This window comes from Saccharopolyspora sp. NPDC002578 (assembly GCF_053592695.1).
This window is the reverse complement of sequence record NZ_JBSFWJ010000023.1, coordinates 58,881-81,395: the sequence shown is the minus strand read 5'-3', so window position 1 is coordinate 81,395 and position 22,515 is coordinate 58,881. Positions and strand designations below refer to the sequence as shown.

16 protein-coding genes are annotated in these 22,515 nt (G+C 71.0%); 12 read left to right on the top strand and 4 right to left on the bottom strand.

Features of this window, described 5'->3' with window-relative positions:
* The first annotated feature begins 350 nt into the window (after positions 1-350).
* The 4 genes from ACWD38_RS14055 (at position 351) to ACWD38_RS14040 (ending at position 5,393) form a co-directional block, all read left to right on the top strand.
* The gene (locus ACWD38_RS14055) at positions 351-1,037 is read left to right on the top strand and encodes a TetR/AcrR family transcriptional regulator (protein ID WP_184483177.1); all 687 of its coding nucleotides are present in this window, start codon (positions 351-353) and stop codon (positions 1,035-1,037) included.
* 92 nt (positions 1,038-1,129) lie between these two features.
* Positions 1,130-2,062 carry a carbohydrate kinase family protein gene (locus tag ACWD38_RS14050; RefSeq protein ID WP_450124181.1) on the top strand — a complete coding sequence of 311 codons (933 nt, stop codon included), beginning with the start codon at positions 1,130-1,132 and terminating at the stop codon, positions 2,060-2,062.
* Between the two features lie 440 nt (positions 2,063-2,502).
* Positions 2,503-3,807 carry a citrate synthase gene (locus tag ACWD38_RS14045; RefSeq protein WP_184483173.1) on the top strand — a complete coding sequence of 435 codons (1,305 nt, stop codon included), beginning with the start codon at positions 2,503-2,505 and terminating at the stop codon, positions 3,805-3,807.
* A gap of 218 nt (positions 3,808-4,025) precedes the next feature.
* Entirely contained in the window at positions 4,026-5,393 is a 1,368-nt protein-coding gene (locus ACWD38_RS14040) for a cryptochrome/photolyase family protein (RefSeq protein WP_184483171.1), read from the top strand.
* A 173-nt stretch (positions 5,394-5,566) separates the two neighbouring features.
* Here the strand turns inward: ACWD38_RS14040 and ACWD38_RS14035 are convergent, their stop codons facing one another.
* On the bottom strand, positions 5,567-6,313 hold the full coding sequence (locus tag ACWD38_RS14035; RefSeq protein WP_184483169.1) for a hypothetical protein: 747 nt from the start codon (positions 6,311-6,313) through the stop codon (positions 5,567-5,569).
* Positions 6,310-7,608 carry a type VII secretion protein EccE gene (gene eccE / locus ACWD38_RS14030; RefSeq protein ID WP_450124180.1) on the bottom strand — a complete coding sequence of 433 codons (1,299 nt, stop codon included), beginning with the start codon at positions 7,606-7,608 and terminating at the stop codon, positions 6,310-6,312. The genes ACWD38_RS14035 and eccE overlap by 4 nt, the downstream gene beginning before the upstream one ends.
* 174 nt (positions 7,609-7,782) lie before the next feature.
* On the opposite strand from eccE, the gene eccB reads away from it, so the two are divergent.
* From eccB to ACWD38_RS14015, 3 genes are all read left to right on the top strand, one after another.
* On the top strand, positions 7,783-9,369 hold the full coding sequence (gene eccB, locus ACWD38_RS14025; protein ID WP_184483165.1) for a type VII secretion protein EccB: 1,587 nt from the start codon (positions 7,783-7,785) through the stop codon (positions 9,367-9,369).
* Between the two features lie 133 nt (positions 9,370-9,502).
* Entirely contained in the window at positions 9,503-9,808 is a 306-nt protein-coding gene (locus ACWD38_RS14020; protein ID WP_184483163.1) for a hypothetical protein, read from the top strand.
* Entirely contained in the window at positions 9,808-11,013 is a 1,206-nt protein-coding gene (locus ACWD38_RS14015) for a WXG100 family type VII secretion target (protein WP_450124179.1), read from the top strand. The genes ACWD38_RS14020 and ACWD38_RS14015 overlap by 1 nt, the downstream gene beginning before the upstream one ends.
* A gap of 247 nt (positions 11,014-11,260) precedes the next feature.
* Here ACWD38_RS14015 and mycP read toward each other — a convergent pair whose 3' ends face one another.
* Complete coding sequence (mycP, locus tag ACWD38_RS14010) at positions 11,261-12,652, bottom strand: type VII secretion-associated serine protease mycosin (RefSeq protein WP_184483159.1); 1,392 nt, start codon at positions 12,650-12,652, stop codon at positions 11,261-11,263.
* 11 nt (positions 12,653-12,663) lie between these two features.
* Complete coding sequence (gene eccD, locus ACWD38_RS14005; protein ID WP_184483157.1) at positions 12,664-14,079, bottom strand: type VII secretion integral membrane protein EccD; 1,416 nt, start codon at positions 14,077-14,079, stop codon at positions 12,664-12,666.
* A gap of 320 nt (positions 14,080-14,399) precedes the next feature.
* Between eccD and eccCa the strand changes: the two genes are divergently transcribed.
* From eccCa to ACWD38_RS13980, 5 genes are all read left to right on the top strand, one after another.
* On the top strand, positions 14,400-18,527 hold the full coding sequence (eccCa, locus tag ACWD38_RS14000) for a type VII secretion protein EccCa (RefSeq protein WP_184483155.1): 4,128 nt from the start codon (positions 14,400-14,402) through the stop codon (positions 18,525-18,527).
* 16 nt (positions 18,528-18,543) lie between these two features.
* Complete coding sequence (locus tag ACWD38_RS13995) at positions 18,544-19,545, top strand: helix-turn-helix domain-containing protein (RefSeq protein ID WP_450124178.1); 1,002 nt, start codon at positions 18,544-18,546, stop codon at positions 19,543-19,545.
* The gene (locus ACWD38_RS13990; RefSeq protein ID WP_343071594.1) at positions 19,469-19,681 is read left to right on the top strand and encodes a DUF397 domain-containing protein; all 213 of its coding nucleotides are present in this window, start codon (positions 19,469-19,471) and stop codon (positions 19,679-19,681) included. The genes ACWD38_RS13995 and ACWD38_RS13990 overlap by 77 nt, the downstream gene beginning before the upstream one ends.
* 426 nt (positions 19,682-20,107) lie before the next feature.
* On the top strand, positions 20,108-21,922 hold the full coding sequence (locus tag ACWD38_RS13985; RefSeq protein ID WP_184483149.1) for a type VII secretion-associated protein: 1,815 nt from the start codon (positions 20,108-20,110) through the stop codon (positions 21,920-21,922).
* Between the two features lie 279 nt (positions 21,923-22,201).
* Entirely contained in the window at positions 22,202-22,513 is a 312-nt protein-coding gene (locus ACWD38_RS13980) for a WXG100 family type VII secretion target (RefSeq protein WP_184483147.1), read from the top strand.
* The last annotated feature ends 2 nt before the right edge of the window (positions 22,514-22,515 follow it).

Below are 22,515 nucleotides of genomic sequence, written 5' to 3'. Positions count from 1 at the left end.
CGCCGAGCAGCTGGAACGCCTTGCGCGGGAAGCGCTCCTGCTCTTCGGCGCTCGCGGCGGCGGGGGCGAGCTCGTCGCGGGCGATCTCCGCGGTCAGCTCGAGCAGGTCGGTGGCTTCCTGGCTGGGCAAGAGGCGGTCGACGGCCATGGTGGCGCTCCTTGGGCGGAACCGAGGTGGGAGGCGAGCCGGGGTGGTGGTTCGCGTCGAACGGGTCCGCGGGTCGCGAACACCGGGATGGATCAACGGTACTGATAGCAGTACTGCAGGACTCGTCAGAGTACTGTCGATGTCCGTTTCGCGCCAGGCCCGGAGACCCACCGAGGTCCCGCGCTGTGGCAGTCTCGTGCGCATGAACGCCCCCGACCCGGCCGCGCGCGCCGACCAGGCGACCGCCGGAGCGGCCCGCCGCGGCACCGCGCGCACCCAGGAACAACGCCGCGCCGACCTGCTCGACCGGTTGTGCGCGCTGTTCCTGGAGGAGGGGTTCGCCCGCTTCACCCTCGACGACCTGGCCGCCCGCCTGCACTGCTCGAAGTCGACGCTCTACACGCTCGCGGGCAGCAAGGAGCAGCTCGCGGTCCGGGTCGTCGGGCAGTTCTTCAAGAACGCCACCGCCGGGATCGAGCGCTCCGTCGCCGAGGTCACCGATGTGCGCGCCCGGATGCGCGCCTACCTCGACGCCGCCGCCGAACAGCTGCGCCCGGCGTCGCGGCGGTTCATCGCCGACATGGCCGCCAACGCCGCCACCAGCGCGACCTACCAGGCCAACGCCCGCGCCGCCGCCGAGAACATGCGCCGCTACATCCGCGACGGCGTCCGCGACGGCGTGTTCCGCGAGGTCCACGCCGCGTTCGTCGCCGAAATGGTCAGCGGCACCATCGGCGCCATCCAGCGCGGCGAGATCGCCGAACGCACCGGCCTCACCGACGCGGAGGCCTTCGCCGAACTGTCCCAGTTCCTGATGGGCGGCCTGTTCGAACCGGTCGCCGACGATTCACGGATCACCCCACTTGTCGCGGAGCACACTGGTCCGTGATCCCCGACCGGCCGGCGGCGATGCCGCGGGCGCGGTGTCCGGCCCCGGCCGGAACGGAAGTTCAGCACGTCAGCACCCAGCACGGAGGAATCGTGATCGTCATCGGTGGAGAGGCCCTCGTCGACCTCGTCCCGGACTCCGCCACGGCAGGCGGCGAACTGGGGCCGCTGCACCCCCGCCTCGGGGGCGGCCCGTACAACGTGGCGATCGCACTGGGCAGGCTCGACGTGCCCGCCGGTTTCCACGCCACCCTGTCCACCGACCAGTTCGGCGACAAGCTGCTGGAGCGGCTGGTCGACTCCGGGGTGAGCACGGACCTCGTCCGGCGCGGGCCGGAGCCGACGACGCTGGCCGTGGTCGGCCTCAGCGAGGACGGCTCCGCGCGCTACAGCTTCCACACGGAGGGGACCGCCGCGCGCTTCGTGGCCGACCCCGGACCGCTGTCCGACGAGGTCACCGCGGTCTCGTTCGGCACGCTCGGCATGGTGCTGGAGCCGGGCGCGACCACCTACGAGGCGGTGCTGTTCCGGGAGGCCGAGCGCGGCCGGTTCGTGGCGCTGGACCCGAACATCCGCGCCGACCTGATCGCCGACCCCGCCGCCTACCGCAAGCGCTTCGAGAGCTGGTTGCCGTCGGTGCACCTGCTGAAGCTGTCGGTGGAGGACGCGGAGTGGCTGGCCGGGGACGAGGACCTGCAGTCGGCGCTGCGCCGCTGGCAGCAGGCCGGACCGGCGGGCCTGGTGCTCACCAAGGGCGCGGACGGGCTCGCGGCACTGGTCGGGGACGGTGAGCTCGTCGAGGTGCCCGGCGTGCGCGCCCAGGTCGCCGACACCATCGGCGCCGGGGACACGGTGCACGCGGCGCTGCTCGCCTGGCTGCACCGCGCCGACGCGCTCTCCCCGGAGGCGGTGCGCGGCCTGACCCACGACCAGTGGCGCGAGGCGCTCGGCTTCGCCGCCCGCGCGGCGGCCATCACCGTCTCCCGTCCCGGAGCGGAACCTCCCACCTCCGCCGAACTCGTCTGACACCGGCCCGCAACCGCAGGCCCCGGCGTTCTCCGCGGGCAGCTCCGCCGCGCCCGGGAGCGCCGGGGCCTGCGGTTCGGGCATTCCGGACGCGGGTGCGGGGCGGTGGATCACCGGTCCGCGCCGCGGCTGCGCCGGAGGAGCAGCGCCGGAGGGCCGGTTGCGGCAGTCGGGTGCCGGGCACCCGGCGTCCGGGCTGATCGGTGATGTGATCGTGGTCCCACCTGCCCAAAAGGGCTAACACGATTGCTGCGCGAGGGGCCTGGAGCGGTCTAGCGTGGCACGTGACAGGACCCCAACGGGGTGGTGCTGCGGCGGTCCGGAAACCCCCGACCGGCGCACGCGCGCGACCGACCACGCTGCTCGAGCACTGCGGTGCCGGGAAGTGCGCAGTCGTCGGCGGAGCGCCAGCCCCCATCACGAGCGCGAGAGGTTCCCGAATGCCCGACGACGCGACCGCCAAACGTACCGTCGCGCTGCGCTACGACGGTGGCGAGCACGAAATGCAGGTGACGGAGCCGACCGAAGGCTCCGCCGGTGTTGATCTCGGGAAGCTGCTGTCGCAGACCGGTTTGGTGACGCTCGATCCGGGTTTCGTCAACACCGCGGCCTGCAAGTCCGACATCACCTACATCGACGGTGACGCGGGCATCCTGCGCTACCGCGGCTACCCGATCGAAGAGCTGGCCGCCAAGTCGAACTTCATCGAGGTCAGCTACCTGCTGATCTACGGCGAGCTGCCCACGCAGGCGCAGTACGACGAGTTCGCCGACCGCATCCAGCGGCACACCCTGCTGCACGAGGACCTCAAGCAGTTCTTCGACGGCTTCCCCCGCGACGCGCACCCGATGCCGGTGCTGTCGTCGGCGGTCTCCGCCTTGTCGACCTTCTACCAGGACAGCCTGGACCCGTTCGACCAGAACCAGGTCGAGCTCTCCACGGTGCGCCTGCTGGCGAAGCTGCCCACCATCGCGGCCTACGCCTACAAGAAGTCCGTCGGCCAGCCGTTCCTGTACCCGGACAACTCGCTGGGCCTGGTGGAGAACTTCCTGCGGATGACCTTCGGGTTCCCCGCCGAGCCCTACGAGGTCGACCCGGCGCTGACCCGCGCCCTCGACCTGCTGTTCATCCTGCACGCCGACCACGAGCAGAACTGCTCCACGTCCACGGTGCGCATGGTGGGCTCCTCGGAGGCGAACCTGTTCGCCTCGATCTCCGCGGGCATCAACGCCCTGTTCGGCCCGCTGCACGGCGGCGCGAACAGCGCGGTGCTGGAGATGCTGGAAGGCATCCACGCCAACGGCGGCGACGTCGACTCGTTCGTCGAGCGCGTGAAGAACAAGGAGCCCGGCGTCAAGCTGATGGGCTTCGGGCACCGGGTCTACAAGAACTACGACCCGCGCGCCGCGATCATCAAGAAGACCGCGGACGAGGTGCTGGGCAAGCTCGGCGCGAACGACCCGCTGCTGGAGATCGCGCTCAAGCTGGAGGAGAAGGCGCTGGCCGACGACTACTTCGTCGAGCGCAAGCTCTACCCGAACGTCGACTTCTACACCGGCCTGATCTACAAGGCGATGGGCTTCCCGACGAAGTACTTCACCGTCCTGTTCGCGCTCGGCCGCCTTCCCGGCTGGATCGCGCACTGGCGGGAGATGCTGGAGGACCCGGCCCGCAAGATCAGCCGCCCGCGCCAGGTCTACACCGGCGAGGCGGAGCGCTCCTACCGGTCCATCGGCGAGCGCTGAGCCCGCGCCGCCGGCGGGCGCGCCCCGCGAGCCGTGCGGGCTCGACGGGACTCGTCTTCGGCGGAGCTGAATCGAAAGCTGAATCGTCCTAGCGGCTCCGGCCGCGGCGGGTATCGGCCCGCTCGTTCCGTCCAGGCCCCGGTGCCCGGCTCCCCAGCCGGTCCCGGGGCCGACTCGTGCCCGGCCACGTCCCGACGCGGTGCGTAGGGTCGGCGGGCATGAGCGCACCCGCGATCCTGTGGTTCCGGCGTGACCTTCGGGTCCGCGACCATCCGGCGTTGGCGGCGGCCGGGGACGGCGGTCGCCGGGTGATCGGGGTGTTCGTGCTGGACGAGGCGCTGCTCGCGCCGTCCGGCCCGGTTCGGCGCACCTTCCTGTACCGCTGCCTGCGGGAGCTCGACGCGAGCATCGGCGGCCGGCTGCTGGTGCTGCGCGGAGACCCGACGGAGGTGCTGCCCGAGCTGGTCGCGGAGGTCGGCGCCGACTCCGTGCACGTCTCGGCGGACGCCGGGCCCTACGGCCGGGAACGCGACGAGCGGGTCCGGGCCGCGTTGGGGGTCGACTGGGTCGTCACCGGTTCGCCGTACGCGGTCACGCCGGGGCGGATCACCAAGCGCGACGGCACCGCCTACAAGGTGTTCACGCCGTTCCGGCGAGCCTGGGAAGAGCACGGCAGGCCGGCTCCCGCGGACACCGACGAGTCCGCGGTGGACTGGCTGCTGCCGCGGAAGGTGCGCGCCGCCGGTATCCCCGAGGACGAGGACCTGGGCGGGACCGTGCTGCCGCCCGCGGGGGAGCGGGCCGCGCTGGAGCGCTGGGACGACTTCCGCGACTCCGCGCTCACCGGCTACGACGGGGACCGGGACCGCCCGGACCGCGCGGGCACCAGCCGCATGTCCCCGTACCTGCGGTGGGGCTGCGTGCATCCGCGCACCCTGCTCGCCGATCTGGACGGCAGCACCGGCGACGGCGCGAGCAGCTACCGCGACGAGCTGGTGTTCCGCGAGTTCTACGCCGACGTGCTGTGGAACTGGCCGGGCAGCGCGCGGCACAACTTCGACACCCGGTTCGACCGGATGCGGCTGGACACCGGTGACGACGCGTGGGAGCGGTTCGAGGACTGGTGCGCGGGCCGCACCGGTTTCCCGATCGTCGACGCGGGGATGCGGCAGCTGCTCGCGGTGGGCTGGATGCACAACCGGGTGCGGATGGTGGTGGCGAGCTTCCTGGTCAAGGACCTGCACCTGCCGTGGTGGTGGGGTGCGCGGCACTTCATGCGGCACCTCGTCGACGGGGACCTCGCGTCGAACCAGCACGGCTGGCAGTGGGCGGCCGGTTCGGGCACCGACGCCTCCCCGTACTTCCGGATCTTCAACCCGATCACGCAGGGAACGAAGTTCGACCCGGACGGGAGCTACGTCCGCGAGCACGTCCCGGAGCTGCGCGGTCTCGACGCGAAGCGGACCCACCAGCCGTGGACCCTGCCGGAGGGCCCGCCGAACGGGTACCCGCCGCCGATGGTCGAGCACGGGGTGGAACGCCAGGAAGCCCTCGCCCGCTACGGCGAGATCAAGACCTCGACGTGAAGACCGGTGCTCCGAACGAGGAAGCCGTCCGCACTAGGAACCGCTGAGAACCCGCCGGTGGCCGACCCGCGTGCTGGGTCGCCGCTGGCAGGCGCGCAGCGTTGCCCCGCAACGAAGAACGGCCCGCGCTCTCCTTCGCGGAGGCGCGGGCCGTGCTGCGGTGCGGTGTGGACTCAGTCGCCGCGGCGGATGGGACCGAGGATCTCGCGTTCCTTTGCGCCGCTGACCAGGGTGATCGGCCGCCACATCATGTCGCCGAGCGCGATCACGCTGTCGTCCGAGAGCTGCGTGAGCTGCTGGATCTGCTGCTGCCGGCGCTGCGGCTCGAAGTACCAGAACCGGGCCGCCAGCTGCGCCTGCTGCAACGGCAACCGCTGCAGCAGGATCAGGTCGGCGGCGTTCGCCGCGGTCCCGCTGCCCGCCTGCGGGTGCAGGTAGGGCAGCACGTACATCGTGGTCTGCCACGGGGTGCGCGGCGCGAACATCTCCTGCGGCACCGCGCCGCCGTCGTGGATGATCAGCAGCGGTGCGTCCTCGCTGCCGCGCGGCAGGTCGTACGGCGCGAGCCTGCGGAAGCTGAACACCGGTGCGGGCTTGCCGTCCGGGGTGCGCCCGGCGGCCTGCTCCACCGCCCGCCACGCCGCGGGCCGCCCCGTCGCCACGTGCACCCAGGCGCCGGCGGCGATGGCGCGCAGCGCGATCTGCCGGGCCAGGTACAGGCCGCCGACGGTGACCAGGCGCGTCGGTTCGGGACGCAGGATCGACGCCGTCATCGGTTCGCGGTTCGGCCCCGCCCCGATGATCATGCCGCCGCGGTCCCCGGGCGGGGCGACCAGGTCGAGCATCTCGGGCCGCACCAGGAATTCCGGGGCGGTACCGGTGCTGTTGCCCGGAGTGTCGAGCGTGCGGGTCCGGCTCATGCCGCACCTCCCAGCGGAAGCGTTCCGGTCAGCCCGGCCAGCTGCATCCCGCGCAGCGGGGTGAGCGTGAGGTTGAGCTTGTTGCTGATGTTGCGCAGCTGGTGGTCGGCGGTGCCGAGCGCCTCCGGGCTCCGCGCGCTGATCCGGACCAGGCCGCGCAGCCCGACCTCACCGTCCTCACCGGTCGGTGCGATGGACAGCGCGATGCTCGTGGAGCGCCCCCGGACCCCGGTGAGCGCGTTGATGCTCTCGCTCATGTGGTTCGGCCAGCCGGTGATCGCGTAGCTGGAGTGGCTGAAGCGGTCCGCGGTGACGCCGCTCCACCGCTCCTTCAAGCCGATCGGGCGCTGGGTGCCGAGCGCGTCCTGCAGCTCGGCGGAGGCGACCCCGGCCTGCAGCAGTTCGTCCGGGTCCAGCGGCCGGGTCACGATGCCCTGCCCCGCGAGCGCGTTGCGCACCCGGGACAGCGCGCCGATCAGCGCCCGGTGCGCGCCGATGATGCCGCCGCCGCGTTCCCCGATGGCCTTCGCGCAGGTCTGCGGATCCAGCCGCACCGCGACCCACGTGGTGCGACGCGCGGCGGCGGAGGAATTGCCCATCAGCTCCAAGTAGGAGTTCAGCGCGGGCGAGTCGGGCATCAGCGCGGTGCTGCCCGGGTAGCAGTGCCAGATCACCTGGATCGCGTCGAGCACCACGCCCCGGTCCTCCAAGCACGGAGTGAGCACTCCGAGCGGCAGGTTCGGCGCGGAGTTGGCGGGGTTGAGCAGCGGCGGCGTCGGGTCGACCATCAGCACCGCGGTCCATTTGCCGTTGTGCCAGGACAATCCGACGGGATTGCGGTCGTGGTCCTGGCCGCGGGCGACGACGAGGTCCTCCACCAGGATGCGCAGCAGCGCCACCCGGTGGTTCTCATCCGGACCGATGATGCCGTCGCCGTTCTTGTCCTCGGCGAACTCGCTGACGTCGTCCGACGGCGGCACGGAACGGCGGGTGTGGCTGCGGGTGCGGTAGTCCAGGACGAGGCCGAACCACTGGGTGAACCAGCGCCCGCGCCTGCGCAGCAGCGCGATGATCAGCGCGAGCGCGGCGACGCCCGCGGCCACCGGCCACAGCATCTCGTTGAGCAACACGAGGATCAGGCCGAGCGCCAGGCCGACCTCGATGACGACGATGTTGGCCACCGGCATCGCCCCGAGGCTGGCCCCGATGGTGCGCCGACGCGCTCGGATGCGCGTACGAGCACCGCCGGTACCGGAGGCGTTCGGCTGGGCCGGATGTTGCGTACTGACGGACATCCGTTCGGTCTCTTCCCCTCGCAGGTAGTGCGCACGCGGTAGGTGCGCCAACCAGGTCATTCGGCAGCCGTTCCCAGAGAATGCGGAAGGGTTCCATCGAACCGGACCCGTGCGGCGCCTCTCTACGGCTATCCTGCGGAACCGTACCTCGGACGGGAGAGCTGTAGGCGAAGAATGGCATCAACACCCACAACGAAGTCACAGGTTCAGGCGTATCAGTTCGTCCTTCGCCGCATGGAATCGGCGCTGGTGCGCAAAGACGCGGTGATGCTGCACGATCCGATGGGCTCGCATAAGCGCGCGACCGTCGCCGGCGCCATCCTCGCCTGTATCGGGCTGATCGGGTTCCTGGTCTGGGGCCTGTTCGGCGGGAAGGGCTCGGTTCCGGATCCGGGGTCGATCGTCGTCGGCAAGGAGAGCGGCAGCGTGTACGTCGTCACCGCCGACGACGCGGCGCAGAAGCGGCTGATCCCGATGCTGAACATGGCGTCGGCGAAGCTCCTGGTGATGGCGCAAGGCGGCGGCCAGGGCGGTCAGGCCGTGCAGGCGACCACCGTGAAGGAGTCGGCGCTGGCCGACTTCCCGCGCGGTCCCCGCACCGGCATGGTCAACGCCCCCAACTACCTGCCGGATCCCGGCAACATCGCCGAGCCCGCGTGGGCGATCTGCGATGTCGGCCAGGTCCGGGACAACGTCGACGCGGACCAGGCGCAGCGGTCGACCAAGGTGGAGACCACGGTCATCGGCGGCGATGCCGACCACGGCACCGAACTGGCGCCGGACGAGTCGCTGTTCGTGCAGGACGCCAGTTCCGGGCAGGAGTACTTGATCTACCGGGTCGAGAACCTGCCGGGCCGTCCGAACACGAAGGCCGTCAAGGCCCAGGTGGACCGCTCCGAGCAGGCCGTGATGGACATCTACGGGCTCAACGGGCAGACCCCGCGCACGATCAGCACGAACATGCTGAACTCCGTGCCGGACGCGCCCGCGCTGCAGATCCCGGAGGCTCCGAGCGGTCCGGTCGGCTACATGCAGAACCCGTACGACTCGGGCGATGTGGTCAAGCAGACCGTCGCCGGTGCGCCGGAGAAGTTCTACGCGCTGCTGCCCGAGGGCAAGCAGGAGATCAGCCCTGGTGCGGCGGCGGTGCTGCACGCCAGCAAGCGCGGCAGCCAGGAGATCCCGAACTCCACGGGCACCATCACGGAGGCGCCGACGGCGGACACGCAGAAGCTCGACATGGACGCGTTCCCGACGGTGGTCCCGAAGCCGCTGAACTTCCAGCAGGCGGCGACGTCCTGCGTGAGCTGGCGCAACATCAACGGGCAGCACCACATCACGGTCACCACGGGCGAGAAGTCGCCCGCGAAGACCGCCCCGGTGAAGCTGGCCCAGCACGACGGGACCGGGCCGAAGGTGGACTACTTCTTCATGCCCGCGGGCAAGGCCGCGGTCGTGCGGGGAGCGTCCAACGAGGCCGGTTCCGACTCGGGCCCGCTGTACCTGGTCTCCGACCAGGGCGTGATCTACGGCATCAAGGACGCCGCGACCGCGCAGGGGCTCGGCGTGATCAACAGTCCGGTCGGGCTGCAGGCGGGTCCGTCGGGGATTCTGCGCACGTTGCCCAAGGGCGACCTGCTCGACCCGGCGCAGGCGAGCTACGTCTACGACTCCGTCCCGGTGCCGCCGGGCGGGGTGAACCGACCGCCGCCGAATCCCCAGGCCCAGCAGCAGTCCGGGAGTTCCGCGACCGGTAGCTGATTCGTAGGGGGAACCGTTGCGCCTCGGTTCCCGTCCCAGGGATGGTGCGTCCGCCCGCAGGTCCACTCGGATCTGCGGGCGGACCGCTTTCCGGCCCTCGGGGCCGGGGACGACGACTACTGGGAGGTGCCGGATGGCGGGGATCCGGATCGAGACCGACGAGCTGGCGCGGCACGCGGAAGCGTTGCGGGCGGCCGGATCCGCGGTCGGGGAAGCCGGCCGGGAACGGGGCGCGGCGCCGAGCGGTGCCGATTTCGGCGCCTGGGGCGCGGCGGCCGCGGAGCCCTACGACCGGCTCGTCGGGGCGTTGCGGCAGCGGATCTTCGGGACCGCGCACGCCGTAGCGGACGCGGGCGACGAGCTCGCCGCGGTGCTCGCGCGGCACGAGGCCGACGACGAGGACCACGCCGCAGAGCTGGGTCGCGAGGGGGAGGCGTGATGGCGTCGGCGGACCCGGGGGACTCCGGGATGTTGCAGTCGAACGACTTGTGGACGGTTCGCGCGGCGGTGCGATCGGAGCCCGCGGACGCGGAAGGCGACCCGGTGGTTCCGGTCGAGCCGCCGGTCGCCGAGGCCGCGCCGCCCGCCGAGCCCGCGTTCGAGATCGACCGGCAGGACGTGTTGGTGCAGCTGGAATTCCTGCGCCAGGCCATCGGAATCCTCGAAGTGCCCGACCCGTTCGGGCCCGAGTTCGCCGTCGCCACCGGGGCGGGGGAGCAGCTGCGACCCGCCGCCGAGTCCTGGCGGGCGGCGGCGTCCGTGCTGCACCCGAGCATGTCCCTGGTGTCCGATCAGGTCAGCGGCATCGACGGCTGCTGGGACGGGGCGGACTCCGACGCGTTCGTCGCGCAGGTGCGCCGGATCGGCGCGCGCGGCGGCGAGCTGGCGGTCGCCGTGACCGCGCTGGCCGACGAGCTCGACGGCGTGGCCGAGTCGTTGCGGGTGCTGGGCCGGGAGATGCGGGAGCTCATCGCTTCGGTGGCCGGGCCGGTGCACGCGGCGCTGCGCGAACCGGATTCCGACCTGCCGGCGGCTCGCGAACACCTCATGCGGATCCGGCGCCCCGCCGCCGGGCTGGCGGAGTCCGTCACCGAGACGATGGCCGCCTTCGGCCGGTTCTGCGCCGAGCAGGAGGACGCGCTGCCGTCCGCACCCGACCTCGCCGCGGTGTCGGGAAGTCCGTTGTGGACGGACTTCGGGACCGGTACCGCTGCGGAACCGGCGCCCGGCGACTCGGCGGACCCCACTCCGGCCGTGACGGTCGCCGCACAAGCCGACGAACCGGCCGCCACGATTCCAGCGCAGGCCGACGAACCGGACACCGCCGTTCCAGCCCAGGCCGACGATCCCGCCGCCACGGTCTCCGCGCAGGCCGATGATCCGGACGCCACGAACGGCGCCGACGCCGTCCCCGCGGCCGGTCCCGCGGCGGCGGCCACCGGCGGCGCGATGGCCGGTGGCGGCATGGTCGGCGGCATGATGCCGATGGCGGGCATGGCCGGAGCGGGTGCGGGCGGCGGCCAACGCCGCCCGAAGCGCCCCCGCGCCAAAGCGGACCCGTCCGAGCTGTTCGGCACCCCGGCGCCCGCGGCCGAACCCGTCCTCGGCGACACCAAGAAGAAGCAGCAGGAGAAGCACCCGTAGTCCCGCGATTTCGCGAGAAATTGAACGGGACCAGCGTGTCGTACACCCCCTGTGGACAACTGTTCTGGCTGTTCAGGAGGGGGTGTGCGGGGCGGGATCGGGCGGTTCGCCTCGTCCGGGTGGTTCAATTTCTCGCGAAATTGGCGGAATCGTCCACACCGTGACATCGGGCGGGAGTCCGGCTGCGGACGCGAAAAGGCCCGGGGGAGTCCGAGGGGACTCCGCCGGGCCTTCGTCGTTCGCGGGCTCAGTCCTCGTCGTCGCCCGCGCGGCGAGCGCGGACGGTGCGCACGGCGTTGAGCAGGAACGCGGTGAACAGGACCGCGCCGATGCCGCCGAGCGAGCCGCCTACCGCGATCGTCATCGCGGCCCAGTCGGTCTGCGGGATGGCGTCCGCACCGAGCCGGGCAGGCTTGGCCGGTGCGGGCTGCTTGCCGTGCTCGGCGGGCACGACGTCGCTCAGCGCCGCCATCGGATCGATCATGCCGTACCCGACGATGTCGTTGCGCCCGTTCGGGCCGCCGGGGCTCAGCGTGGTCTTCTCGATCCGATCCATGACCTCCTTGGCCGACAGCTCGGGGAACTTCTCCTTGATCAGCACCGCCAGCCCGGACACGTAGGGCGCGGCGAAGCTGGTCCCCTGGATCGGCCCCGGCTCGCCCTGCGGACCGGTGGCGAGCTGGTTGACCACGCCCGAGCCGCCCCTGCCGGGGTCGAGCGCGGCGAGGTCCTCGCCCGGTGCCGCGACGTCCACCCACGGGCCGGGAACGGTGAACTCCGACGGCTGCCCCTGCTGCCCGATCGAACCGACCGTCAGCACGTACTCGTCGAACCACGCGGGCAGCACGGCCGTCGTCGGGTTGCCGCTGGGGTTCTTCTGGCAGCTGTCCTGCGTGTTGCCCGCCGCCGCCACGATGACGATCTTCTTGTCGTAGGCGTTCTTGACGGCGTTGTAGAGCAGGTTGTTGTAGCCGCCGCCGTCGGCCATCGCCGCGGCCATCGACTGGCACGACGACTGCGAGATGTTGATGACGTCGACGTTCTGATCGGCCGCGTACTGGATGGCCTGCGCCATCGTCCGGGTGTCGCCGATCGTCTTGTTCTGCGCCTTGTCCTGGAACAGCGAGGACGACTGGCGCAGCGACATGATCGTCGACTGCGGCGCCACCCCGACGAAACCGGTGCTGGGGTCCTCCGAGGCGGCGATGATCCCGGCCACCACGGTGCCGTGGCCGTCGCAGTCCGAGTTCGCCCCGCCGTCCGGCACGGCGCTGCCGCCGCCACCGTTGAGGTTGAGCCGAGGATGCGGGTTCACCCCGGTGTCGATCACGCCGACCGTCTTGCCCGCGCCGGTCAGACCCTCCTCGTGGGCCTGCTCGAAGCCGAGCACGAGCTGGCTCCACGGCTTCTCCTCGACGGAGGAACCGCTGGTGTTGGCCTGCATGCAGCCCTGGGTCGGCTCGAAGTTGCCGCTCACCGACAGCGGACCGGACGGCGGAGTCGCCGGGGACAGCGGCGGCGGCTGGAACTCCACTTCATCGGCCATGGCCGGCTGGGCGGGGCCCAGCGCGGTCAGGCCGAGCACGGAGATCAACGCCAGGCCGCACCGCAGCTTCCCGCCACGCGAGTTGAAGCGCATCGAATTCGCCCTCAGAGAGAGATGTTGAGGTCGCGGATGGTCATGTACAGATCCATGACGCCGAGCGCGAGCGGCAGCACCAGCGCGATCAGCACCGCCTCCAGGATGTCCACCGTGCGGCGCTGCACCGGGGAGAACCGGCGGTTCGGGAACACCACGCCGAACACCAGCGCCAGCACGCCGAGCAGCACCAGCGGCGGGAACACCCACGCCACGGCCACCGGCATCAGCGCGGTCTGCACCAGCAGCCCGGCAGCCACGCCGACGGCGGCGAGCAGGCCGTTGAGCAGCAGCGCCACGGCCTGGCTGCCGTTGGCGTAGTTGCGCCCGCGCAGCAGCAGCACCGCGGCGACGACGATCGCGTACAGCGCGCCCCAGACCCCGCCGCCGGGGACGGTCACGGCGAGGATCGCGCCGAGCGCGGCGGTGAGGCCGCAGCCGATGATCAGGCCGGTCATGTACTGGTGGGCGAGGCCGGTGCGGCGCTCGATCATGCGGTAGTCCGGGAAGCCCTCGTCCTCCTTGAGGTCGTCGGCGTTGCCCGGCACGTGCGGCAGCGGCAGCTTCGCGAGCTGGATGGTCAGCCTCGGCAGCAGCGAGATCCCGGCGAGCCCGACGGCCCCCGCGCCCGCCGCGACACCGGCGGCGCTGGCACCGCTGGGCAGCAGGAGCGTGGCGATGAACGCGAGCACCGCGAACGCCGACACGGTGGCCGCGGCGATGAACGTCACGATGCCGGTGCCGATCACCATCAGCGAGATCGCGGCGAAGATCAGGACCAGCGCGCTGGCCAGCAGCAGCGCCGGACGCAGGTCGTTGCCGGGGACCGCGTTGAGCCCGGCCACGAAGGCCATCGGCAACGCGCCCGCCCCGGCGATCACGGTGCCGGTCGTCGCGGCGCCGTAGGCGCGCGTCACGACCGAGCCGATGCCGGTGGCGAACACCGCCACCACGACCGCGACGATCGCGGTGATGACGTGGAACAGGATGCCGCCGAACTGGCCGGCGAGCCCTAACGACGCCGCCGCGGCGACGAGCCCGAGCACGCCCGCGGTGTGCCCGATCTTGGCCGCCGTCTCCTTCGTCCACGGCCGGTAGCTGCCCGGCTCGGCCTCCGCGAGCGCGTCCACGACGTCGTCGTACAGGGGCGGGGGCGGATTGTCCGAACGACGCCGCAGCTGGAGCAGATCACCGTCCACGATGCCCAGCGACGCCAGCGTCTGGCTGTTGTCCAACGGCTCGTCGCCGAGCTTCGCCAGGCACCAGCCGCCGTGTCGCGAACCGCCGTCGACGCTGCCCTCGCGGGCCATGTCCAGCAGCATCGGCAGCAAGTCCGCCACCGCGACGTCGGCGGGCAGCGCCAAGTCGATGCGAGTATTCGGCGCCACCACTGTCACGCGGCTGAACACCGTGGTCCCGGTCGCCACTGAGGCCCCCTACTTCCTAGGTCCTTGCATTTGGGTCCTTCTGCGCCTCGATCCGGCCAAGTGCGGCTTTTCTCGCCGAAAGCGGCCCGCCCGGCCGAAGAGCGCCCCTAGTATGGCCGCACCGACCACGCGGGAGTGAAGGGTTTGGTCGAACTCGTGCCAACGGGTTCGTATCCGGTTGGTCACGGACGAACCGGAACGCCCTGGGTCCTGCTGAAGTCAGTGCCGTGGACGGTACAGAATGCCGCCTGCGGCAGTAGGGGCGTCGCCACTGAGCCCGCCGCTCCACATTGCTACGACTTGAAAGGTTGCTGCCTCCGGTGAGCACGCTGCAGTTCAAGCGAACGCCACGCATGGCCGCTCCGAGGCCTCCGGGCGGCGAGGTGCACCTCGAACCGCCACCCGAGATCCCCCGGGTGATTCCGGGCAACATCGTCCAGAAGGTGCTTCCGGGCGTCATGATCGTGGCATCCCTCGGGATGATGGTCTTCATGCTTCAGCGGGCGAAGGACAACCCGATGATGATGATGATGCCGATGATGATGCTCGTGTCGACCTTCGGGATGATCGCGGGCGGCGGCAAGGACGGCGGCCAGAAGAAGGCCGAGATGAACGAGGACCGCAAGGACTACCTGCGCTACCTCGGTCAGATGCGCGACCGCGCCCGCGAAGCGGCCGACGAGCAGCGGCTCGCGCGCGAGTGGGTGCACCCCGACCCGCAGACGCTGTGGTCGGTCGCCAACGGCACGCGGCGGATGTGGGAGCGGCGTCCGAACGACAACGACTTCTGCCAGGTCCGGGTGGGTCGCGGTTCGCAGCGGCTGGAGACCCGCCTGGTGCCGCCGCAGACCGGCCCGGTCGACGAGCTGGAGCCGATCACCACGCTGGCGCTGCGCCGCTTCGTGCGCGCCCACTCGCTGGTGTCGGAACTGCCGATCGCCACCTCGCTGCGCGGTTTCGCCGCCGTCGGCCTGCAGGGCGAGCGCGCGCTCACCCGCGGGCTCGCGCGGGCGATGCTGACCCAGCTGGCCACCTTCCACTCGCCGAACGACGTGATCATCGCGGTCGCCTCCAGCGGGCGGGCCCGCACCGAGTGGGACTGGGTGAAGTGGCTGCCGCACGCCCAGCACCCCACCGAGACCGACGGCATCGGCCCGATGCGCCTGATGGCCGGGTCGCTGTGGGGCATCGAGGAGATGCTCGACGAGCAGCTCGCCGAGCGCGCCCGGTTCCAGCGCAACGCGGCCCCGCCGGAAGGCCAGCCGCACATCGTGATCCTGCTCGACGACGCCGAGATCAGCCGCGAGGAGCAGCTGATCGTCGAAGGCGGACTCGCCGGCGTCACGATGATCGACCTGTCCGATGTGCTCGGTCAGATCACCCAGCGCCGCGGCATGCGCATCGTGGTGGAGGCCGACCGCATCGGCGCCCGCGGTCCGGGCAGCGTGGAGTGGTTCGGCGAGCCGGACTCGCTGACCATGGAGGAGGCCACCGCGGTGGCCCGCCTGATGTCGCCGTACCGCATCGCGGCCGGTGCCTCGGCCGTCGAGGACAGCGGGGCCGTCGAGCCGCTGACCACCCAGCTCAACTACATCGAGCAGCTCGGCCTCGCCGGTGACCCGGTGACCTTCGACCTCAACGAGGCCTGGCGCCCGCGGCCGAAGGAGGACCTGTACCGGGTCGCGATCGGCCCCGGCGAGCAGGGCGAGATCGTGCACCTGGACATCAAGGAGACGGCCTCCGACGGCATGGGGCCCCACGGCCTGTGCATCGGCGCGACCGGTTCCGGCAAGTCCGAGTTCCTGCGCACCATCGTGCTGGGCCTGCTGGCCACGCACTCCTCCGAGTCGTTGAACTTCGTTCTCGTCGACTTCAAGGGCGGTGCGACGTTCAACGGCTTCGAGTCCGCCCCGCACGTGTCGGCGAGCATCTCGAACCTCGGTGACGACTCCACGCTGGTCGACCGCATGCAGGACGCGCTGGCCGGGGAGACCAACCGCAGGCAGGAAGTGCTGGACAAGGCGAAGGCCAAGAACGTCTGGGACTACCGCAAGCTCTACGAGGCCGGCGACGCCAACGCCCAGGAGCCGCTGCCCGCGCTGTTCGTGGTCATCGACGAGTTCGGCGAGCTGCTGCAGGCGAAGCCGGAGTTCGCGGACCTGTTCGCCAAGATCGGTCGAGTGGGTCGGTCGCTGCAGGTCCACCTGCTGCTGGCGTCCCAGCGGCTGGAGGAGGGCAAGCTGCGCGGCCTCGACGCGCACCTGTCCTACCGGATCGGCCTGAAGACGTTCAACGCCTCCGAGTCCCGCGCCGCGATCGGCATCCCGGACGCGGCGGACCTGCCTGCCTCCGGTGGGCACGGCTACCTCAAGCACCCGGAGGGCATGGAGCGCTTCCGCGCCTCCTACGTCTCCGGGCACCTGCACCAGACCAGCGGCCGGCGCCCGATGGGCCAGGCCGCCTCGCCGGTGACGGGCGAGAAGCGCCCGCGCTTCTTCATCCCGGACTTCATCGAGAAGCCCCCGGAGCCGGAGACCCCGGTGGCGGAGGAGCCCAAGGAGAAGAAGGTGGACGAACTCGCGCCCACCGACTTCCAGCTCGTGATCAGGAAGGTCGAGGGCGCGGGACCGCCCGCGCACTCGGTGTGGCTGCCGCCGCTGGACGCGCCGCCCACGCTGGACGGCCTGCTGCCGCCGCTGCAAGCGACCGACGACCGCGGGTACACCGCGGCCGGGTCCGCGGGCGCCGGCAAGCTGGAAGTGCCGATCGGCCTGGTCGACGTGCCCTACAACCAGCGCCAGGACCACCTGATCCTGAAGTTCGCGAACGGTTCCGAGGGCAACGGGGCCGTGGTCGGCGGGCCGCAGACCGGCAAGTCGAACCTGCTGCGGACCATGATCACTTCGATGGCGCTCTCGCACACCCCGCAGGAGGTGCAGTTCTACTGCATCGACCTCGGTGGCGGGTCGCTCTCGGCGCTGCGGAACCTGCCGCACGTCGGCGCCTACGGCAACCGGCGTGACCTGGACACGGTGCGCCGCACCATCGCCGAGATCAAGTCGCTGGTGACGGCGCGCGAAGGCCGGTTCCAGGAGGCGGGCATCGACTCGATGGCCGACTTCCGCAACCGCAAGCGCCGCGGCGAGATCACCAACGACCCGTACGGCGACGTCTTCCTGATCATCGACGGCTGGGAGGCGTTCCGCGCCGAGTCCGAACTGGAATCACTGGAACCGGAGATCAACAACCTGGTCCAGCAGGGCCTCGCGTTCGGCGTCCACGTGTTCCTCGCGGCGAACCGGTGGGCGGGCATCCGCCCCCAGCTCAAGGACGCGCTCGGCACCCGGATGGAGCTGCGGCTCGGTGACCCCGGCGAGTCCGAGTTCGACCGCAAGATCGCCAAGATCGTCCCGGTCGGCCGCCCCGGCCGCGGACTGCACCCGACGGGCCTGCACTTCCTCACGGCACTGCCCCGAGTGGACAGCGAGCAGCTCAGCGAACGCGTCAAGGCCGAGGCCGCGCGCGTGGCCGAGTTCGAGAAGGCCGAGCAGGAGGGCCGCACCCCCGAGGGCTCGCCGAACCCGCGGCCCGCGTGGGAGCTCTACAACGAGGACCTCGCCGACGGCGTCGCCGACCTGGTCAACCGGGTCAAGAGCTCCTGGAAGGGGCGGCCCGCGCCGCAGGTCCGCCTGCTGCCGGAACTGCTGCCCTACGAGCAGCTGCCCGCCAAGGAGCAGCAGCCCCGGCCGCACCTGGTGCCGATCGGCATCAACGAGGACGGGCTCAACCCGGTCTACCTGGACTTCAAGGCGGAGCCGCACTTCTACGCGTTCGGCGAACGCGAGTCGGGCAAGACCTCGTTGCTGCGCACCATCGTGCAAGGCATCACGACCCGCTACACGCCGCAGGAGGCGATGATCCTCCTGGTCGACGTGCGGCGGACGATGCTGGGCGTCGTGCAGACCCCGCACCTGATGGAGTACGCGGTCAGCGTCGACCAGCTCAAGAACAACGTGCGCGACGTGGGCGCGGCCCTGAAGAAGCGGATGCCCGGACCGGACGTCACGCAGGACCAGCTGCGCAACCGCTCCTGGTGGAAGGGGCCGGACCTGTTCATCGTGGTCGACGACTACGAGCTCATCTCGCCCCAGGGCAACAACCCGCTGGCACCGCTGGCGGAGTACGTCGCCCAGGCCTCCGACGTGGGGCTGCACATGGTGATCGCCCGCAACTCGGGCAACGCCAGCCGGGCGCTGTTCGAGCCGATCATCGGCAAGATGCGGGAGGTCTCGGCGCCCGGTCTCGCGATGAGCGCGAACAAGGACGACGGCCAGCTGGTCGGCAACGTCAAGTCGCGGCAGCTGCCGACGGGGCGCGGCATGATGGTCAGCCGCACCTTGCGCGGCGGCCCGCAGCTGATCCAGGCGGCGCACATCCAGCCGGAGTGATCGGCGGATCGCACTGGTGAGCAACGAGAACCTCCCCCATCCGCGCGGTGGGGGAGGTTCTTCGTCGCTCTCGGTGAATGACACGATCGAGCGAAGATCTTCGCCGGTCGTCGCGCCTAGGGTGTGGGCCATGCCGGATACCCCCCGCGCCCGAGCGCTAGGAAAGGAATTGCGCGTCGCCCGCGAGCAATCCGGTCTGACATTGCGTCAGCTCGGTGATCTGATCGGTTGTTCGGAGGCGAAGGTCAGCCGGATGGAGACGGCACGCCGCCGCCTCGCGCCGAATTCGGTGCGGGCATTCCTGGATGCGGTCGACGTGCGCGGCGCGAACCGGGATCGACTGCTTCGGCTCGCGTACGACATCGACGAGCCGGTCTGGTGGGAATCCGGTATCGGACTGCCCACGCAGCTCACCGAACTCATCGATGCGGAAAACCGCGCGGTGAGCATCACCGAGGTCTCCGAAGTCCTCATTCCCGGCCTGCTGCAGATTCCCGATTACGCGCGCGCCCTGTTCACCGCCACCGATGTCGCCGTCGAGCAGCTGGACCGCCTGATCGCGGTGCGCCTGTCCCGGCAGCGGATATTGAACCGCGCGGATCCGGTGCGCTACCTGGTCCTGCTGGACGAGGCCGCGCTGTGCCGCGCGGTGGGCGGGCCTGCGGTGATGGCCGCTCAGCTGCGCGCCGTGCTGCACGCCTGCGAGGCCTCGAACGTCACCGTGCAGGTGGTGCCGTTCTCGGCGGGCGCGCACACCGGCATGGACGGTCCCTTCCTGCTGCTGGAGTTCCTCCGGAGCAGACCGGTCGTCCATCTGGAACAGCGCCGCTGTGGAGCTTTCCTGGATGACCCGGAAGACGTAACGCCCTTTCAGCACGCTCGTTCTAGGCTGTGCCGGACGGCGCTGAGCCCGAATTGTTCAATGGAACTCGTGGCGGCTTATGCGCGCAGGTACGAGTGCTGGGAGGGCACTGCACATGGGGACGGGACGTTGGCGGAAATCGAGCTACAGCGGTAGCCAATCGGCGTGCGTAGAGGTGGGGTCCCTCGCGAAGCGGGTCGATGTGCGGGATTCGAAGGATCAGACCGAGGTGTTGTGCTTCCGGCGCGAGCAATGGCGCACTTTCCTGGCCGAGATCAAGTATTCCGATTGAGTCCGCGGTAGCGGACGACGTGCGTCCTGGATTCACCGCGCGAGCGCGCAGGAACGCGTGAACCCGCTTCATCGATGCCGGTCGGAGCGGTTTGTTCCCCGCTCCGACCGGCATCGTCGTCTCCGACGGGACCGGTAGCCTGCGAGTCGGCACCGGACGGCAGACGACAGCGATTCCGCGTCGCACCGCTCCGGAACAATCGGGGCATCGCGTCAAGAGCCGGTCGCGAAAGCCACCCGATCGAGGGCAGACTGTTGAACCGTGCGCACCCTCGGCCTCTAGGGTGCTCGGTGGATTCGGGATCGGAGCCCCGACTCGCGCGAACCGTTCGGGGGAATCTGGGTTCGCGCACGGTTCGTCCCGCCGCGAGAGCGGCCCGGCGAAGACACCGCCACGACCGCGCGGCGGTGCGCGAAGGAGTAGTGGGTGTCCCTGCACGTCTCGGTCGACTTCGGCACCTCAAGCACGTGCACCGTGGTCTCCGTCGGCGGCGGTGAACCGCAGGTGGTCGTCGTCGACGGCCAGCCGCTGGTGCCGTCGGCGGTGTTCGCCGCGGCCGACGGCACCCTGTTCGTCGGCCACGAGGCGGAGCGGCAGGCGGCCGTCGACCCGTCCCGGTTCGAACCGCACCCCAAGCGCCGCATCGACGAAGGCGAACTGCTGCTCGGCAGCAGCGTGCTGCGCGTCGGCGACGTGGTGCGCTCCGTGCTGCAGCGCGCGGTGGGCGAGGCCCGCCGCTTCGCGGGCGGCGCGGGCGTCGACCTGCTCGTGCTCACCCATCCCGCCGACTGGGGCGCCGTCCGCGCGGGCGTGCTGCGCCAAGCCGCCGCCGGGTTGGCGAAGGAACTGGTGCTGGTCCCCGAACCGGTGGCCGCCGCGGTGTTCCACTCCGCGGGGCACGGCCTGCCCGACGGGGGAGCGCTGGCCGTGCTCGACCTCGGCGGCGGCACCGTCGACGCGAGCGTCGTGTGCAAGCAGGGCCAGGCGTTCCGGGTGCTGGCGACCAAGGGCGACCCGAACTTCGGCGGCGCCGACATCGATCAGGCGCTGTTAGAGCACATCGGAGCCGTCGTGTCCGGGATGGACCCGGCCGCGTGGCACAAGCTCGTCGACGGCAGGGAGATGGCCGACCGGCGCCGGCGCCGCGTGCTGCGCCAGGACGTGCGCGGCGCGAAGGAGACGCTGTCCCGGCACACCTACACCGACGTGCCCATGCCGCCGCCGTTCTCCGACGCGCACGTCACCCGCGCCGACCTGGAGCGGCTGGTGGCCGCGCCGCTGGCGAAGGCCGCGGACCTGGTGACGGCCACGCTCCACGACGGGCAGGTACCGAGGGAGCGGCTCGCGGGCGTGTTCCTCGTCGGCGGTTCCAGCCGGATCCCGCTGGTGGCCCGGCTGATCCACGAACGCACCGGCGTCCTGCCGACCACCCTGGACCAGCCGGAGACGGTGGTGGCGCGGGGCGCGCTGCGCGCGGTGCGGCTCGACCCGGAGCGCACCGGCGGGCTCGCTCCCGCGGGCGGGCACCGGGGCACGAACGCGCCCACCGTGCGCCGCCCGGTGGCGGGCGGGCCGCAGCAGGCCTGGGCACCCCGGCCCGCCCCGGCGGACGACTCGCTGAGCCGGGCCTCGACCGTCGTCATCGGCGGCAGCGATCGGACCCGTCCGGTGTTCCACACCCCCGCTCCGCCGCCGCGACCGGCGCGGCCGTGGGTGCTGGCCGGTGGCGCGGTGGCGGCGCTCGCCGTGGTGGTCGTGGCGGTGCTGCTGGCCGTCCAGGCCACCAGCGGGCAGGCCGAGCCGCCCGCTCGGCACGTCGCGCAGTACGAGTACGCCTTCGACTACCCCGGCGACTGGCAGCAGACCGGTGGCGACCCGCAGCTGTGGCAGACGGTGATCGCGCCGCCCACCGGGGGCGACGACCTGATCCTGGTGCAGCAGGGCGACCTCGGTTACGACACCGAGGAGGGGCGTTCCCGCGCCGTCGCCGACCTGCGCGCGCAGTACGACCGCTTGAACGCCGACGGCGGCCGGTTCTCGGACTTCGACGAGCGGCTGCCGTACGCGGGCGAGGACGTCGTGTACTACCGCGAGTCGCTGCCGAGGGCGACGGTGGAGTGGTTCGTGCTGCACCGGGGGCACTTCCAGGTCAGCGTCGGATGCCGCTACACCGGCGCGGGCAAGCAGCAGGTCGAGTCCGCCTGCGAGCAGGTCGTCTCGTCGCTCGCCGTCGGCGGCTGACCCCGGTGCGCCGGTGCGGGCCTTTTCTCGCACGGGCGGGAGAGGGAAGAATCGATAGCGGGTGCAAATCGCTTGTGCAAATCACTCGCGCGAATCGAGTTCCGCCGAGCTGCTCGCCTCCATTTCGCATTCGCTAATGGCTTTTGACCTGCGGGTTCCGCGTTCTTCGTTCACAGGAGCAACCGTTTGCGAAAAAGCCGGGACAGGGCGGAACCGAACATGGCAATGTCTGCGTCGTAGGTTCATCGATCTTCGAGCAACGAATGAAGGGGGCCACCTATGAGCGGGATGGGTACCGACGCGGACCTGATGGCGAAGGCCGCAGGCCAGGTCGAAGAGGTTCGGGGCAACGTCGAGACCGCGGTCAGCACGCTGGAGGGCCAGATCCAGCCGGTCCTGACCTCCTGGAAGGGCGGCGCGTCCGACGTCTTCCGCCGCCTGATGGACGCGTTCAACGAGAACGCCAAGACCATCAACCAGAAGCTGGGCGAGATCAGCGAGAACATCCAGACCTCGGGTCAGGCGTACACCCAGAACGAGGAGGAGCAGGCCCAGGAGATCTCCAAGATCGAGGGCATGCTCGGCGGCTGAGC

Bases quoted from the DNA above. Each gene is read 5' to 3' on its own strand.
- ACWD38_RS14055 (WP_184483177.1), top strand. From the start codon at position 351: ATGAACGCCCCCGACCCGGCCGCGCGCGCCGACCAGGCGACCGCCGGA.
- ACWD38_RS14045 (WP_184483173.1), top strand. From the start codon at position 2,503: ATGCCCGACGACGCGACCGCCAAACGTACCGTCGCGCTGCGCTACGAC.
- ACWD38_RS14040 (WP_184483171.1), top strand. From the start codon at position 4,026: ATGAGCGCACCCGCGATCCTGTGGTTCCGGCGTGACCTTCGGGTCCGC.
- ACWD38_RS14035 (WP_184483169.1), bottom strand. From the start codon at position 6,313: ATGAGCCGGACCCGCACGCTCGACACTCCGGGCAACAGCACCGGTACC.
- eccE (WP_450124180.1), bottom strand. From the start codon at position 7,608: ATGTCCGTCAGTACGCAACATCCGGCCCAGCCGAACGCCTCCGGTACC.
- eccB (WP_184483165.1), top strand. From the start codon at position 7,783: ATGGCATCAACACCCACAACGAAGTCACAGGTTCAGGCGTATCAGTTC.
- ACWD38_RS14020 (WP_184483163.1), top strand. From the start codon at position 9,503: ATGGCGGGGATCCGGATCGAGACCGACGAGCTGGCGCGGCACGCGGAA.
- ACWD38_RS14015 (WP_450124179.1), top strand. From the start codon at position 9,808: ATGGCGTCGGCGGACCCGGGGGACTCCGGGATGTTGCAGTCGAACGAC.
- mycP (WP_184483159.1), bottom strand. From the start codon at position 12,652: ATGCGCTTCAACTCGCGTGGCGGGAAGCTGCGGTGCGGCCTGGCGTTG.
- ACWD38_RS13990 (WP_343071594.1), top strand. From the start codon at position 19,469: ATGCGCGCAGGTACGAGTGCTGGGAGGGCACTGCACATGGGGACGGGA.
- ACWD38_RS13980 (WP_184483147.1), top strand. From the start codon at position 22,202: ATGAGCGGGATGGGTACCGACGCGGACCTGATGGCGAAGGCCGCAGGC.